Source organism: Pontibacter sp. E15-1, assembly GCF_022601975.1.
GTDB lineage: Bacteria > Bacteroidota > Bacteroidia > Cytophagales > Hymenobacteraceae > Pontibacter.
Genome location: NZ_JAKVIR010000008.1, coordinates 177,172 through 191,664 on the forward strand (window position 1 = coordinate 177,172; position 14,493 = coordinate 191,664).

A 14,493-nucleotide genomic window follows, 5' to 3' on the forward strand; every position below is an offset into this window, starting at 1 on the left:
CCGATTGTTTGCGTGGGCATCTTGTTATATCCGTTGGGCACAAAATAATGGCAAGGCCGGGGTATAACAGAATCTTTCCTCAGGTTTATGGAGAGCCAGGATTTTCGTACTTTTGCACCATCGTGAGAAATAAGCATAAGAAGAACAAATTCGAGATTCTCGAAAATATTAAGATCGAGGAGATGGTGGCCGAGGGAAAGTGCCTGGCGCGCCATGAAAACATGGTCATTTTTGTGACAGGCGTGGCCCCCGGCGACGTGGTGGACCTGCGCATTACACGCAAGAAGAAAAGCTTTCTGGCGGCTCAGCCTGTGGCATTCCGCGAGTACTCTGATTTGCGGGTGGAGCCTTTTTGTGAGCATTTTGGGGTATGTGGCGGCTGCAAATGGCAGCACATCGGCTACGACACGCAGTTGCACTACAAGCAGAAGCAGGTAAAGGACAACCTGGAGCGTATCGGCAAAGTGCCTCTGCCAGAGTTTGACCCGATTCTGGGCTCAGCCAAAACACGCTATTACCGCAACAAGCTGGAATTCACCTTCTCGAACAACGGCTGGCTTACCAACGAGCAGATCAAGTCCGGGGAGGAGTTTGACCGCAATGCGCTTGGCTTCCATATACCGGGCCGTTTCGATAAGATCCTGGACATCCAGCATTGCTATCTGCAGCCCGATCCGTCGAACGCCATTCGCCTGGCAGTTCGGGAGTATGGCCGTGCCCATGGGCTGGAGTTTTTTAATGTCCTGCAAATGGACGGTTTCCTGCGCAACCTCATCATCCGTACAGCCAACACCGGCGAGCTAATGGTGATTCTGCAGGTATTCCGCAACGACGCGGAGGCCATTGAGGGCATTATGCAGCACCTGCAAACCACCTTCCCGGAAATCACATCGCTGCAGTATGTGGTGAATGGAAAAGGCAACGAGACGTACCACGACCTGGACGTGGTATGCTACCACGGCCTGCCCTACATATATGAGGAAATGGAGGGTATAAAATTCCGTGTGGGGCCAAAGTCTTTCTACCAGACCAACGCCGACCAGGCGTACGAGCTATACCGCCTCACCCGCGAACTGGCTGGCCTAACCGGTGACGAGCTGGTATATGACCTGTATACCGGGGCAGGCACCATTGCCAATTTCGTGGCGAAGCAGTGCCGCGAGGTGATCGGCATTGAGTATGTGCCAAGCGCCATCGAAGACGCCAGGATCAACTCGCAGATCAACGACATCACCAACACTACCTTTTATGCCGGCGACATGAAAGACATTCTTTCGGATGAGCTGATCGCAAAACACGGCAGACCGGATGTGGTGATTACCGACCCGCCACGCGCAGGTATGCACGAGGATGTGGTGGCAAAACTGCTGGAGGTGCACCCGGAGCGCATTGTGTACGTAAGCTGCAACCCCGCCACGCAGGCCCGCGACCTGGAACTCTTGCATGTGAAGTATGACGTAACGCGTGTGCAGCCCGTGGATATGTTTCCGCAAACGCATCACGTAGAGAATATAGTATTGTTGAATAGACGTTAGATGATAGACACAAGACGTTAGACTTTTTTCCAGAAGGAGAATTTTAAAAGTCTTGTGTCCTGTGTCTAAAATCTTGAGTCCCAAAAAATAATTATGGAAAACGATCCGGAATTAAACGGTAAATACCTCGGCACAATTTCCAAGGATTTTGTGGTGGTGGCCGAGACACTGAAGGAAGCCTCATACCAGGTGCGCAAACGCAAGATATCGGACTACCCGATCTTTGTGTTCAGCCGCACGCAGGTACCGGTGGGCTCTAATTTTTTAAACAAAGAGGAAGTAGCCCTGGAGTGGCACATCAACGCATCCTATCTGGAGGATTTCGTGCAGCGCCAGCTGGTGCTGGAGGATAAAGCTGATGACTTTAAGGCCGCCTACAAAGACCCCGACGAATTCTGCTGCCTGTTTGTAGTAGACGACGACTTCCAGAACTTTGTGTTCATACCCTTCCCGGAGGATTGATAACGTAGCACGTATCTCGTAGCACGAAGCACGACAAATGTTTAAGTGGCGCCTAGCCTTATTTTTGCTGGCTTAAGCTTAATAGGGGTAGCTATATATAAAATAAGAAGAGGGAGCCAGTACGGTCTCCCTCTTCTTATTTGTCGTGCTACTTGATACGTAAATCGTGATACGCTCCTCGTGACTAAAAATGCTTCCACCCCTGCGCATGTAGCGGAAAGGCCTGGCCGTGCTTGTTGGCAAGGTTTACGCCAGAGCTTGCCTCGGTGATGTTACCGATCACGGTGATGTCGGGGTGGTTTTTCACTTTGTCGTAGTCAGCCAAAGGTATGGTGAAAAGCAGTTCATAATCCTCGCCACCGTTCATGATGCAGGTGATCGGGTCGAGGTTAAACTCTACGGCTGTTTCCAGCATCTGACTGTCGGCGGGCAGGTTGTCTTTATACACCGTCGCGCCTACTCCCGACTGGCTGCAGATGTGCATCAGTTCGGAGGCCAGGCCATCAGAAATATCGATCATCGCCGTCGGCTTAATATCCAGCTCGCGCAATTCATAGATCACATCCATACGTGCCTCAGGGCGCAACTGGCGGCCGACAATATACTGCTTGCCTTCCAGTTCTGGCTGCATGTCGGGATTGGCCATAAATGCTTGCTTTTCGCGCTCCAGCACCTGCAAGCCCATATAGGCAGCGCCCAGGTCACCGGTCACGCATACCAGGTCGTTCACGCGGGCACCGCTGCGCAGCACCGCCTCGCCCTTGCCAATCTCCCCGATCGCCGTCACGCTAATTACAAGGCCGGCATGTGAGGAAGTGGTGTCGCCGCCCACCAGGTCTACTTTGTAGTTCTCGCAGGCCAGCCGGATGCCTTCGTAGAGTTCTTCCACAGCCTCCACGGTATAGCGCGCACCCAGAGCAACGTTCACGGTAATCTGGGTCGGTGTCGCGTTCATCGCCGCAATATCCGACACGTTGACGGCCACAGCCTTGTAACCCAAGTGCTTCAAGGGGCAGAAGGTCAGATCGAAATGCACGCCTTCCAGCAGCATATCGGTAGAAACCACAATTTGCTTCGACTGGGGTTCCAGCACCGCCGCATCGTCGCCGATGCCTTTGATGGTAGAGGTGTTTCGCAATTCAATTTTCTCGTTTATCAGCTTGATCAGGCCAAACTCACCAAGCTCACTCAAAGGGGTATATTCGCTCATGCTCATTTTTCTTTTGGATGTGCAAAGATACGGAAATCAAAGCAAGAAGTCATTCCCAAGTGAAAGGCGACGTTGTGAGGCCGGGTCCAACCACCCCTAGCCCCTCCTTGTCCAAGGAGGGGAATCTGCTTCATACATTACCAACGTTACGCTCTGTGGTTACTGCTGAGTCGTGTTTTTAATAAAGTCAGAATACAGAAATATATCCATGACACGGCAATAACGGCTGAAGTGCCAAAACTCCCCTCCTGGGGGTTGGGGCCCTCGATTGGACAAGGAGGGGCCGGGGGTGGTTGGACCCGGTATAGAAAATCAACTTACCGTAACCTCACCACAAACGCCCCGGAATCTGCCACATCATAATAAGTGATCCCCAGCGTATCCAGTTGCTGATGCAATCGCTCGCGGTACCAGGGGCTATTGGAGGCATCGAGAATGACTTTTTTGGCAGCATAGCGCTGCAGGTCGCGGGGCCATAGGCGCACGTTGCGGCGTACGAAAAGATAATCCAGCGGCAAAGTCTGTTGTGCCTGTAGCTTAGGTGGGTGCGATAAAAAGAGCATCCGTTTTCCATGCCATACCAGCAGGCTGTTGCTGTCCGGCAAAACAGTATGCGCCAGCCCATTATTGTCCGGAAAAGGAACCGCTATATCCGTGATTTGTGGCTGACTGATGCCGAGGTGCCAGAGATGGGGTTGCAGGTTATAGGTATAATTCTGCTCTTCCCGAAGTAAAAGAGAATCGGCCAGCACCGTGGCATGCTGCCCCTGCACCAATGCCATTCCTGTTGACCCGCGCACATTGTATACCGTCAAGAGCATCTGCTCCTGTTGTTCCAACTCCTCTCCGATCGCCTGTGCCGACAGCACGGCAACTACCGCTGTTGCCAGGGCGAAATAGCGCAGTTTCCGCAGGGCCAGGAATAACAATACCAAACTCAAAAGCAGATACAACAACCACGTTTGAACACCGGTAATGTCGATTCCGTTGAGGACGGCGAAGGGCAGGCGCTGCACCCACAGGTTAAACCAATTCATACCCCCGATCAGGCATCCATGTGCCCAGAACAGCAACCAACTTACCCCCGGCACCCAACTAAGGGCAAGGGCAGAAAGGCCGGTATACAACACCAGCGTGGCGGCCGGCACCACCACCAGGTTGGCAAACCAGAAGTATACCGGAAACTGATGGAAATAGAACAGCCCCAGCGGCAAGGTGGCCAGCTGCGCAGCCACGGACACAGTAAACCACATCCATACCTTATCCAATGCATAATTATCTACCTCCAGCAACTTGTAGAACTTCGGTTGCAGATACACTATACCCAGCACCGCCAGGAACGAGAGCTGGAAGCCGACCTCCTTAAGGTTATATGGGTTGAGCAAGAGCAGCCCAGTGGCCGCAATCGCGATGGTGTTATAGATGTTGGTCTGCCGCCGGATGGCATCTGCCACCGCCACCATACTGAACATGACCACGGCCCGCAGCACCGACGGCGAAAGCCCTGTCAGGAAGGCGTAGGTCCACAGGAAACTGAGCACCAGCACGGCTTTGACTACCCGCTGCCGCCTTGATGGGGCAAAGCGACCCAGCAACCAGTTCAGGACAAGATAAATGAGCCCCACATGCAAGCCCGACACCGCTAGCACGTGCATGGTGCCCGTACTGGCATAGGCATTTCGGATGGCGTTGTCGAGGTCGTCTTTCACACCTAGGATCAGGGCGGAGGAGATGGCATAGGCTTGCCGCTCCTGCACCCGCTCTCGCAGCAACTGGTCGAGGTTGCGCCGGAGTTGGATACTGGCATACACCAGGGCATTTGGCGGGGCGGCGCCTATTTTCTGAAACTGAAATGGCTGCAGGTAATGGCGGTGGTAAATGCCTTTGTTGGCGAGGTAGGCGCGGTAGTCGAACTGGTTTGGGTTGGCTGCCGGCGGAACGGGTTGCGGAGGTCCTTTCACCAGCAGCACATCGCCATACCCAACCTCATACGCCAAGGCTCCATCATGCGGAAGCGAGAGTTGCACCCGACCCTCGGCCGGCTGCCATACCCGATCCACCTGCACCTGCTGCACCTCTAATACTGTTTGCTGGTAACCGGGCTTCTGCACCACATAATCTGCCACCACTCCGGTATAGTATGAGGGCTGCTGGGGCAGGTATGTGATATGGGCTGCACTGTTGGCGGGGGTATGCAGGTGCGTGGCCCAAAACCCTAGGCTCACAAAACAGAGCAGCCCAAGCAAGCCGGCCAGGTCGGTGGCATGGTATGTTCGGGCACGTCGGGCATAAAGGAAAGCCGCCAGGTATAGGGCAACAAAAAAAGCAAAGACCTCCAAACTGTAGTGGAAGTCTTTGCCCCAGGCAAAATACACTAAAATGCCTGCTATCAGGCTAAGCGCGATACGGATAAAAGGGTATGGCGCCCACCGCAGCATCAGCCTCTGTATACCATTTTATAGTGCTGTATGTCGCACTCCGTAAACATATCGCCTTCGGGTGCAAAGCCGTGGCGTTTGTAAAAGTTAACGGCTGGCAGTTGGGCGTGCAGGTAGATTTTGCTGCCGGGTTGCTCCTGTCGCACATCCTCCAGCACATTCCGCAGCACCTCCGCGCCTACGTTTTTATTGCGGTAGGTCGCCAACACGGCAAAGCGCTCCAGTTTCACACCCTGGTCTGTTACCCGCCAGCGCGCCGCGCCGCAGGGCACGCCTTCATAGGTGGCCAGGTAATGCCGGGCACTGTCTTCATGCTGGTCATACTCTGCCTCGCGGGGCACTTGCTGCTCCTCCACAAACACCTGCTCCCGGATACGGAACGCAGCTTTCAGGTCTTGTGCCTCTTCTATTCTTTTAGATGTGATCATATAGGAAATAGGATACGAATATCGGGATATGAGTTCCCAAAGTATTTGCTCTCTTTTTATAATGTTCTTTATGACCTACCATGGCGCGGGTTTATAACCCGTGTCTGACTATAATGTCGGGTTTGCAACCCGACCTGGCCAAACGATTTTGCCTTTCTGCTATACCTGTTTGCCATCTCGACCTTGGGTAGATAGCTGAACATTAGCAATGCTGGGAATTAATTCAGCTTTCTCCTACCGTCGAAATGACAGGATTGCTCCGGACAGCTCGTTTTAAACGCAAAGAAGAGACACAAATTCTTGCGTCTCTTCTTTGCGTCTGCGAACTAGTCAGCCTGTCGCTGCCGCCGCTGGTTGTTATAGGGTATGGCCGAACCGTTATCCAGGGCTTTCGCTTCTTCCCGCACGGCACGGCGCTCTTCCTCCAGTTTGGAGTACGCCTGCACGATGTCGCGCACCAGGCGGTGGCGCACCACATCTTCGGCGCTCATCTCTACAAAGGCGATGCCTTTTACACCGCGCAAAATGTTCAGCACCTCCATCAGGCCGGAGCGCTGGTTGCGCGGCAAATCCACCTGCGACCAGTCGCCGTTCACCATCACTTTGGCGTTCGGGCCCATACGCGTCAGGAACATCTTCATCTGGGCAGGCGTGGTGTTCTGCGCCTCGTCCAGCAGCACGAAGGCATTGTTCAGCGTTCGGCCACGCATATACGCCAGCGGCGCAATCTCGATGATCTTGTTCTCCTGATAGTATTTCAGCTTTTCCGTCGGGATCATGTCCTCCAGGGCGTCGTAAATCGGGCGCAGGTACGGGTCCACTTTCTCCTTCATGTCGCCGGGCAGGAAACCAAGGCTCTCGCCCGCCTCCACCACCGGCCGCGAGATGATAATCTTCTTCACCTCCTTGTTTTTGAGGGCGCGCACCGCCATCGCCACCGACACGTAGGTTTTACCGGTACCGGCAGGCCCCAGGGCAAACACCAGGTCGTTCTTCTCCACCGCGTCCACCAGCTTTTGCTGGTTAGGCGTTTTGGCTTTGATCACGCCGCCCTGGCTGCCATATATAATCACATTCGGAGAAGTAACGATCACTTCTTCGTCTGTAAAAGAGTCGGCAGACAGGTATCTATTTACACTGCTGTGCGTAATCTTTCCGAACTTGTGGTAATGGTCTATCAGCGATCCGAGGATTTCGTGGATCTTGGTAATCTCTGGAGTCTGGCCCTGAATCTTGATCTCGTTGCCCCTTGAGATAATTTTACTGCTTGGGAAGGCAGCGGCCAGTTGCTTGATGTTCTGATTCTCTGTCCCCAGAAAATCAATTAGAGAGATATTCTCTAATATGATTACTTTCTCTACCAAATTATTGCTCCTGTATATAGTGAGTGGGTAATATTTCTTTAAATTAAGTAAATTATGATTACTTTTAATACAAATCTACACAGATTATAGTTCGCACTATGGCGCTTATTACGTTTACTTCAGACTTTGGGTACACCGACCATTACGTGGCGGCAGTGAAGGCCAAAATTCTCTCTCAGGAGCCGCAAGCCACGATTGTGGATGTGTCGCATGCCATCGAGCCGTACAACATCGCCCACGCCCAGTACGTGCTGGGCGCGGTTTACGCCGACTTCCCGGAGGGCACGGTGCACCTGATCGCCGTGGACACGCACGGCAGCAAGCAGGGCAGGTTTCATGCGGCCCGCTACAAGGGCCACTACTTCCTGCTGGCCGACAACGGGCTGCTCTCGCTCCTGACAGACGGGCAGCCGGATGCGGTGGTAGAGCTGAAGGCCGACCTGCCCCTGATGCCCTTCCCGGCCAAAGACCTCCTGGCGCAAGCGGCGGTATACCTAGCCAAAGGCGGCGAACTGGAGGTGCTCGGCGAGCGCACGAACCAGTTCCAGCAACTGCTGAGCCGGCAGCTCCGCCTCAACGACCACGCCATCACTGGCCACGTCATCCATGTGGACCGCTACGGAAACCTGATCACCAACATCACCTCCGACAGCATTGACACCATCGCGCATGGCCGCACCTTTACCATCCACTTTGGCCGCGAGACGATCTGCCGGATCTTCCCGAACTACAACCAAACCGACGACGGCGACTGCTGCTGCATTTACAACAGCCAGGGCCAGCTCTGCATCGGCATCAACAAGGGCCACGCCGCCGAGCTGCTCGGCCTCGGCTTCGACTCGCAGGTAGACGTGCGCTTTTACCCGGGAAGTTAAGTTAATTCTGAATTTTGAATGACTGAATAATTGAATGAGTGTGCTGGAGTGAATGAGAGCGTGGTTAAAAAATTACTTGCATTCAGTTGTTCAAAAGTCAATTACTCAAAATTAATAAGTATGATCGTACGCATTGTCCGGATGACGTTTCGGGAAGACAAGACAGGTGAGTTTTTGAAGATTTTCCGGAACTCAAAAGAAAAGATCGGGGCCTTTGAAGGGTGCAACCACGTAGAGTTGCTCCAGGACATCAACCACCCCAACGTATACAGCACCTACAGCCTCTGGGACTCGGAAGAGCACCTGAACAATTACCGCGACTCGGAGCTATTCGGGCAGGTATGGAAAGCGACGAAAGCACTGTTTGCCGACAAACCGCAGGCCTGGTCGCATGAGCGGGTAACGGTATAAGGCCAGGTTCGCCGCAGACCAGACCTCACAGTGTTTGCAAAACCTGTGAGTGTCTTGCCAGCAGCCCCAAAAAGCCGTTCCCTTCCTCCCGCAAAGGCCAATATGGTATAAACGAAGCAAAGTGCTGGCTACTTTGTTGCTCCCCCTTCAAAACAAACCGATGGCTTTTGCTGTACCTTTGCTAGAGACAATCTGCCGCCGTGGCAGGTATGGCTACACGTTACATGACACTTGATCGATGAGCAACTACTTTGAGTTTTACGATATACCGGAGAATTTTCTACTGGACGAGAAGGCCCTGAAAAACATTTACTACAAGTTCAGCCGCGAGTACCACCCGGATTTTTACGCTAACGAGTCGCAAGAGAAACAGCAGGAGATTCTGCAGCTCTCTACCCAAAACACCAATGCCTACCGCACCCTCTCCAATCCGGACCTGCGCATGCAGTACATCCTGAAGGAGCACGGCCTGCTGGAGGAAGGCGGCAAAAACGAGCTTCCCTCCGACTTCCTGATGGAAATGATGGAGCTGAACGAGGAACTGATGGAGCTGGAGTTTGACTTCGATGCCGCAAAACTGCACGAGATCGGGGAAAAAAGCAGCGGCGTGGTGGCCCAACTAGACAACGATGTGCTGCCGGTTTTGCAGCGTTATCCTGAGCTTCATGGAGTTACAAAAGAAGAGGCCCTGCAGCAGGTAAAAACCTACTATCTGAAGAAAAAATACCTGTTGCGCATTCAAGAAAGTTTATCTAAGTTTGCAGCACGTTCCTGAAAGGGGAACACGCCCGGATGGCGGAATTGGTAGACGCGTTGGTCTCAAACACCAATGAGGTTACACTCGTGCCGGTTCGACTCCGGCTCCGGGTACCATCACAAAACACAAAGCCTTGTAAGTTAAATCTTGCAAGGCTTTTTTGGTTTTAGGGGGCGGAATTTAATTTTTATTTTATAGAACCTATTTTATCTGTTCATACACCAATCAAAAGAAGACTTATGGATTTAGAGAACAAAAAGATACTGATTACAGGAGGAAGCGCGGGTATAGGCAAATCGCTTATCCAGGAACTGGTGAACCGCGGTGTGAAGGATATTGCCGTGATGGCAAGAAGAAAAGAACCGATAGAAGCGCTTAAAACCGAGTTTGCCTCGGTTAACTTCCTGCCCATACAAGGCAATGTGGCCAAGGCCGACGACCTCGACAAGGCTGTTGCCACAGTAACCGAGAAATGGGGCGAGCTGGATATCCTGATCAACAACGCCGGTGTGGTAAGTGCAGGCTTGCTCTCGGAACTAAGCGATGAGGATATCATCAGCCAGATAAACATCAACCTGACCGGACTGATCCTGCTGACGAAGAAGGCGCTGCCGCTTTTGATAAAAAGCAAAGAAGGAGCCATCATCAACATATCCTCTAGCCTTGGACATATCGCCATGCCGTTCTACAGCGTGTATGCCGCTACCAAAGCCGGTGTGTCGCAATTCTCTAATGCGATGCGCAGAGAGCTGCACGCCTACCCGATCCATGTGATGACCGTCTACCCGTCGGCCACAGACACCGATATGATGAAAACCGCCGGGGCCGGAGAAATGGACACGCCTGAACAGGTAGCCAGGGAGACAGTGGAAGGGCTGCTGAACAAGGAAATAAACGTGATCTTGGGAGGCAAGGAACGGGAGGAACAGGTTAAAACTAACTTCCTGGAGCCTGAAAAAATTGATGCCTATGCCATCCAGAACTTCGAGGGTATGAAGCAGATGGCCAAAAACCATCGCTCGATGTAGCGCCTTCTGAGCTTTACAGCTATAAACCTAGCCAGCTTCTTGAGATTGTTCAGGTGGCTGGCTTTTTTGATGCCCGAGAGAACACTATCAAGCTAAGTTGATGATAAAAACACCAACAACGGCGGAACGAAGACGAGAGCTGATCGCCCATCTCACTTCCCCACTCCCCTCCTTTTTTCAAGGAGGGGTGCCGCAGGCGGGGTGGTTTATTTCTATCACCTGCCTTATACCGCTAGCAAAAAAGAGCTCGCGTCAATCCTCTTGTTCAGGTAATGACTAAATGGGAACAGGACTTTCGCAAAGCTGCCCTTGTTGCGTCTTTTGACCAACAAGTTGTTGGTGAGAACACACAACAACGGCAGGCCGCAGACTGCTTTCGCTCCGTATTTCGATTAAATGCGAAAGTCCTGGGGAAGTCAGGCGAGGTTTTCATTTGTTTTTATATGCATGGGAACGGCTTTTATGCCTCATTTCTAATTCTTAATTTCTAATTTTTAATTTGGAGAAGCATTAGCGCAATTACCAACAAGTAGCATCGGGCACGAATCAATTGGCAAAAAAATTCAATGAAAGGATTTTGCAGTAAATACAATGCCGGGTCAAACCACCCCTGCCCCTCCTTATCCAAGGAGGGGTGAGGTTTATTTGAGGTATAAAACAGAAAATTGTACTGTCTCCGTTAAACCATTGCCTGCTCATAAATTTATTTCGTAATATCGTCCCTTGCGGCAGATTGATCGTTCATACATGGATGCTTCATTTGCCCATCAGGAAAAAGCTCTTTTTTGGATGCCTGGCCGTGACTGGCCAAACAGTTACGGCGGAAAAAAGAGCAGGAATTGTGTCTTCTTCATAAATCAAAAAACAACTAATGGCTTCAGGACTACTCGCTTTATTGGATGATATATCGGCATTGGTAAAAGTAAGCGCGGCGAGCCTGGACGATGTGCCTGCGCAAGTGGCAAAAACAACGGGCAAGGTATCCGGCATCGTCATCGACGACACCGCCGTTACGCCGAAGTATGTGGTGGGCCTCGACCCCTCCCGCGAACTCTCGATCATTTTCCAGATCGCGAAAAAATCAGTGATCAATAAAATCGTTTTTTTAAGTCCGGCTGCGCTGCTTCTGGGTTTCTTTGCGCCCTGGGCCATCACGCCTATCCTGATGCTGGGCGGTGCCTATTTGTGTTTTGAGGGGTATGAAAAAGTCCACTCGATGTTTAGCAAGCACCCGGACGCGGCGCACGGCGAAGGGCAGGAACCAGTGGTTACCACGCCCGAGGAACTCGAAAAAACCAGAGTGCAGGGCGCAGTCCGCACAGACCTGATTCTCTCCTCTGAGATCGTGGCCATTACCTATGCCAGTGTGGCAGACAAGCCGTTGATGATGCAAATCGCCGTGATGCTCGCTGTGGCTATCTTCATCACTGTTGCCGTTTACGGTTTTGTGGGCCTGATCGTGAAAGCCGATGACATTGGCGTGCACATGGCCAAAGAGAACCACCACCCGCAGGTACGGAAGATAGGGCGCGGGATTGTAAAGCTCATGCCGCGCTTCTTAGTAATCCTCGGCTACGTCGGGACGGCAGCCATGCTGTGGGTCGGGGCCGAGATTATCGCCCACGGCCTCCCGTTTACGAGTCATGCGCTGGATAGCTTGGAACACGCGCTGGCCAATGTTCCTGTTTTGGCCTGGGTGGCGAAGGTGCTGCTTCTGGGTATATGCGGCCTGATCCTGGGTGCCATCATCGAGAAAATCGTGGCCTTGATCCGCAAAGCGTTTTAGGGTATGGGCACGCGTATGGTATGGCTTCCTGCATCAGGCGGCCACAATTTGCCGCAACTCCTGTAGCTCGCTTGGGCTGAGGTCGCGCCATTGCCCGGGCTGCAGCTCCCCCAACCGGATGTTCACCATGCGGGTCCGGACGAGTTGCTGCACCTGGTACCCCAGCTTGTAGCACATGCGCCTGATCTGGCGGTTCAGCCCCTGAGTCAGGACGATGGTGAAGGAGTTTTCGGTGAGCTGTGCGATGCGGGCGGGCCGGGTTTGCTGTCCCATAATCACGACGCCTGCCGCCAGTTGCGTGATCGCCTCCGGGGTTAAGGGCTTGTTTACTGTCACGCTATACTCCTTTTCTTGGTGGTGCTCGGCATGCAGGATGCGGCCATATATCTGTCCGTCGTTTGTCAGCAGCATCAGCCCTTCCGATTCCTTGTCGAGGCGGCCCACCGGATACACCCGCTGCGCTGTCGGGATGGTTTGCAGCAGGTTATGCCGGATGTTCGGGTTGAGCGTAGACTCAATGCCGCGCGGCTTATGGAAGGCCATATAGGTGAACATTTGCGGGGCTTTCAGTACCTGCCCGTCCAGGCGCACTTCATCGTGGTGTTGCACCGTCTGCCGGAGGAGCCCTTTCCTGCCGTTCACCAGCACCCTGCCCGACAGCACGCACTGCACCGCCTCTTTGTTAGACATTCCGCCCTTCTGAACCACATAATGCTGCAGGGAATAGGTAAGCGTTTTCATGAATTCAGTTGAGGTAGTAAGAGCATGTTTAAACTTCATCTTTTGGGCTGCAAATTGTTCATAAAGGAACCTGACTTCGCCTTTTTATCACCCCATAGCGCTGCTATGCGGCTCAAAAAACGTTTCGCCAGAACCCTTCCTGAACAGTTTTCGCTTCCAAAAACGAAATTTAAACATGCTCTAAGGATAAGTTAAGTAACCGAGCAAAATTAACCACAAATTTTAACAACCTCTGTTTACTCCCCAAGCCGGACAACCACCTTCCCGACCGTTTTGCCCTGCTGAAACAGTTGAATGGCCTCCAGCATCTCCGCAAAATCAAAGACATGGCCCACATGCTGCGGCTGTAGCCGGAGCGCCTTTAGCTCGTGCAGCATCCGGTGCATCAGGTCTGTCTGCTCATAGAGGTAGATGAGGTTGAAGCCCATGAGCGACTTGTTTTCGGAAGGCAGGCGCAAGGGGTCGATCTTTGGGCGGCGGAGAAACTTCCAGATAAGTCTGGGATAGTTGGGCCTGGCGCCGTGGCTGGCGAAACTGGCGTTGCCATATACCACCATCCGGCCCATCGGAGCCAACGCCTCCCACCCCTGCTTCAGGATTTTGCCGCCTATGCACTCCATGATCAGGTGGAGCGGGCGGCCCGCCAGGGCATCTTTCAGTTTCGCCGCAAAGTCGCCCTCCCGGAGAATCACGGCGTCATACGCTTCCTGGGCACGCAGAAAATCAACTTTGGAGGGATGGCCCACCGTACCGATGGTATAGGCACCGTATTTTTTACAGATGCGGTTCGCCAGAATGCCCACACCGCCCGCCGCACTGTGTATCAGCACCGCCATACCTTGCTGCAGGTTGCCCAACTCGGTAAGTGCATAGTAGGCCGTGAGTCCCTGCACCAAAAACCCGGCTCCTTCCGCAAAGCTCCAGGCATCGGGCAGCGGAATGACATAGCGGTGCTGGAGATTGAGGTGCGACACATACCCGCCAAACCGCGTGACACCCATCACCCGGTCACCCACTTTCCACTCCCCCGCCGCTGCGCCTACCGCCATAATCTCACCGGAAAACTCCAGGCCGGGTATAAATGCCCCTGCTGGTGTGGCGCTGTAGAGGCCCTGCATGGCAAAGATGTCTGCAAAATTTAGCCCGATTGCCTGCACGCTCACGCACACTTCCTCTGGTCCGGGCGGCCCAAGCGGCTCTGTAACAAGTGTAAGATTCGTGATCGATCCCGCTTTGGGCATGCGGTATACCTGGCGCTCCAGCATAAGCTATGATTTGGTTGAAGATAACAGGAACTTGGAAATATAACGGTTCTTTTAAAAATTGAACAGCCTTGTTAACATAGCCTGCTTTGCGCTCCACGCCTGGGGTAGGGGCCCTACTTAAGCTGGGGCGCGTTTTCCCGCTCGGCACTGTGTACATTTCCTGCCTAACGGCTGCCACTGACGTGGCACCGGA

The 14,493-nt window shown here is 53.0% G+C and carries 13 protein-coding genes and 1 tRNA gene; 8 read left to right on the forward strand and 6 right to left on the reverse strand.

The window, feature by feature from the left end; all coding sequences use genetic code 11:
• Positions 1-122 precede the first annotated feature (122 nt).
• Both rlmD and MKJ04_RS07465 read left to right on the forward strand, forming a co-directional pair.
• Entirely contained in the window at positions 123-1,535 is a 1,413-nt protein-coding gene (gene rlmD, locus MKJ04_RS07460; RefSeq protein ID WP_317246710.1) for a 23S rRNA (uracil(1939)-C(5))-methyltransferase RlmD, read from the forward strand.
• 93 nt (positions 1,536-1,628) lie between these two features.
• Positions 1,629-1,997, forward strand: coding sequence for a hypothetical protein (locus MKJ04_RS07465; RefSeq protein WP_241640960.1), 369 nt, complete (start codon positions 1,629-1,631; stop codon positions 1,995-1,997).
• A 184-nt stretch (positions 1,998-2,181) separates the two neighbouring features.
• Here the strand turns inward: MKJ04_RS07465 and thiL are convergent, their stop codons facing one another.
• The 4 genes from thiL to MKJ04_RS07485 form a co-directional block, all read right to left on the reverse strand.
• The gene (thiL, locus tag MKJ04_RS07470; RefSeq protein WP_241640961.1) at positions 2,182-3,207 is read right to left on the reverse strand and encodes a thiamine-phosphate kinase; all 1,026 of its coding nucleotides are present in this window, start codon (positions 3,205-3,207) and stop codon (positions 2,182-2,184) included.
• A gap of 317 nt (positions 3,208-3,524) precedes the next feature.
• On the reverse strand, positions 3,525-5,645 hold the full coding sequence (locus MKJ04_RS07475) for a ComEC/Rec2 family competence protein (protein WP_241640962.1): 2,121 nt from the start codon (positions 5,643-5,645) through the stop codon (positions 3,525-3,527).
• Positions 5,645-6,073 (reverse strand): GNAT family N-acetyltransferase, encoded by a 429-nt coding sequence (locus tag MKJ04_RS07480; protein WP_241640963.1) that lies wholly within the window; start codon positions 6,071-6,073, stop codon positions 5,645-5,647. The genes MKJ04_RS07475 and MKJ04_RS07480 overlap by 1 nt, the downstream gene beginning before the upstream one ends.
• Before the next feature lie 326 nt (positions 6,074-6,399).
• Entirely contained in the window at positions 6,400-7,437 is a 1,038-nt protein-coding gene (locus MKJ04_RS07485; RefSeq protein ID WP_241640964.1) for a PhoH family protein, read from the reverse strand.
• A gap of 98 nt (positions 7,438-7,535) precedes the next feature.
• Here MKJ04_RS07485 and MKJ04_RS07490 point away from each other — a divergent pair, with 98 nt between their 5' ends.
• The 6 genes from MKJ04_RS07490 to MKJ04_RS07515 all read left to right on the forward strand — a co-directional run bounded on the left by MKJ04_RS07490 (position 7,536) and on the right by MKJ04_RS07515 (position 12,294).
• Entirely contained in the window at positions 7,536-8,312 is a 777-nt protein-coding gene (locus MKJ04_RS07490; RefSeq protein WP_241640965.1) for an S-adenosyl-l-methionine hydroxide adenosyltransferase family protein, read from the forward strand.
• Between the two features lie 120 nt (positions 8,313-8,432).
• Positions 8,433-8,723, forward strand: coding sequence for a putative quinol monooxygenase (locus tag MKJ04_RS07495; protein WP_241640966.1), 291 nt, complete (start codon positions 8,433-8,435; stop codon positions 8,721-8,723).
• Between the two features lie 238 nt (positions 8,724-8,961).
• A complete protein-coding gene (gene hscB / locus MKJ04_RS07500; protein WP_241640967.1) occupies positions 8,962-9,498 on the forward strand; it encodes a Fe-S protein assembly co-chaperone HscB in 537 nt (178 codons plus the stop codon).
• A gap of 11 nt (positions 9,499-9,509) precedes the next feature.
• Positions 9,510-9,596: transfer RNA gene (locus tag MKJ04_RS07505), tRNA-Leu, on the forward strand.
• Between the two features lie 123 nt (positions 9,597-9,719).
• A complete protein-coding gene (locus MKJ04_RS07510) occupies positions 9,720-10,508 on the forward strand; it encodes an SDR family NAD(P)-dependent oxidoreductase (RefSeq protein ID WP_241640968.1) in 789 nt (262 codons plus the stop codon).
• 871 nt (positions 10,509-11,379) lie between these two features.
• The gene (locus MKJ04_RS07515; protein ID WP_241640969.1) at positions 11,380-12,294 is read left to right on the forward strand and encodes a DUF808 domain-containing protein; all 915 of its coding nucleotides are present in this window, start codon (positions 11,380-11,382) and stop codon (positions 12,292-12,294) included.
• A gap of 33 nt (positions 12,295-12,327) precedes the next feature.
• Here the strand turns inward: MKJ04_RS07515 and MKJ04_RS07520 are convergent, their stop codons facing one another.
• Together MKJ04_RS07520 and MKJ04_RS07525 are read right to left on the reverse strand one after the other, a co-directional pair.
• Positions 12,328-13,035: a pseudouridine synthase gene (locus MKJ04_RS07520; protein WP_241640970.1), complete on the reverse strand. Its 708-nt coding sequence runs from the start codon at positions 13,033-13,035 to the stop codon at positions 12,328-12,330.
• A gap of 236 nt (positions 13,036-13,271) precedes the next feature.
• Positions 13,272-14,300, reverse strand: coding sequence for a zinc-binding dehydrogenase (locus MKJ04_RS07525; protein WP_241640971.1), 1,029 nt, complete (start codon positions 14,298-14,300; stop codon positions 13,272-13,274).
• Positions 14,301-14,493: the final 193 nt, after the last annotated feature.

Excerpts from the sequence above, each read along its gene's own strand:
- MKJ04_RS07495 (WP_241640966.1), top strand. The coding sequence starts at position 8,433 with ATGATCGTACGCATTGTCCGGATGACGTTTCGGGAAGACAAGACAGGT.
- MKJ04_RS07515 (WP_241640969.1), top strand. The coding sequence starts at position 11,380 with ATGGCTTCAGGACTACTCGCTTTATTGGATGATATATCGGCATTGGTA.
- MKJ04_RS07510 (WP_241640968.1), top strand. The coding sequence starts at position 9,720 with ATGGATTTAGAGAACAAAAAGATACTGATTACAGGAGGAAGCGCGGGT.
- MKJ04_RS07525 (WP_241640971.1), bottom strand. The coding sequence starts at position 14,300 with ATGCTGGAGCGCCAGGTATACCGCATGCCCAAAGCGGGATCGATCACG.
- MKJ04_RS07475 (WP_241640962.1), bottom strand. The coding sequence starts at position 5,645 with ATGCTGCGGTGGGCGCCATACCCTTTTATCCGTATCGCGCTTAGCCTG.
- MKJ04_RS07520 (WP_241640970.1), bottom strand. The coding sequence starts at position 13,035 with ATGAAAACGCTTACCTATTCCCTGCAGCATTATGTGGTTCAGAAGGGC.
- hscB (WP_241640967.1), top strand. The coding sequence starts at position 8,962 with ATGAGCAACTACTTTGAGTTTTACGATATACCGGAGAATTTTCTACTG.
- MKJ04_RS07480 (WP_241640963.1), bottom strand. The coding sequence starts at position 6,073 with ATGATCACATCTAAAAGAATAGAAGAGGCACAAGACCTGAAAGCTGCG.
- MKJ04_RS07490 (WP_241640965.1), top strand. The coding sequence starts at position 7,536 with ATGGCGCTTATTACGTTTACTTCAGACTTTGGGTACACCGACCATTAC.
- thiL (WP_241640961.1), bottom strand. The coding sequence starts at position 3,207 with ATGAGCGAATATACCCCTTTGAGTGAGCTTGGTGAGTTTGGCCTGATC.
- MKJ04_RS07465 (WP_241640960.1), top strand. The coding sequence starts at position 1,629 with ATGGAAAACGATCCGGAATTAAACGGTAAATACCTCGGCACAATTTCC.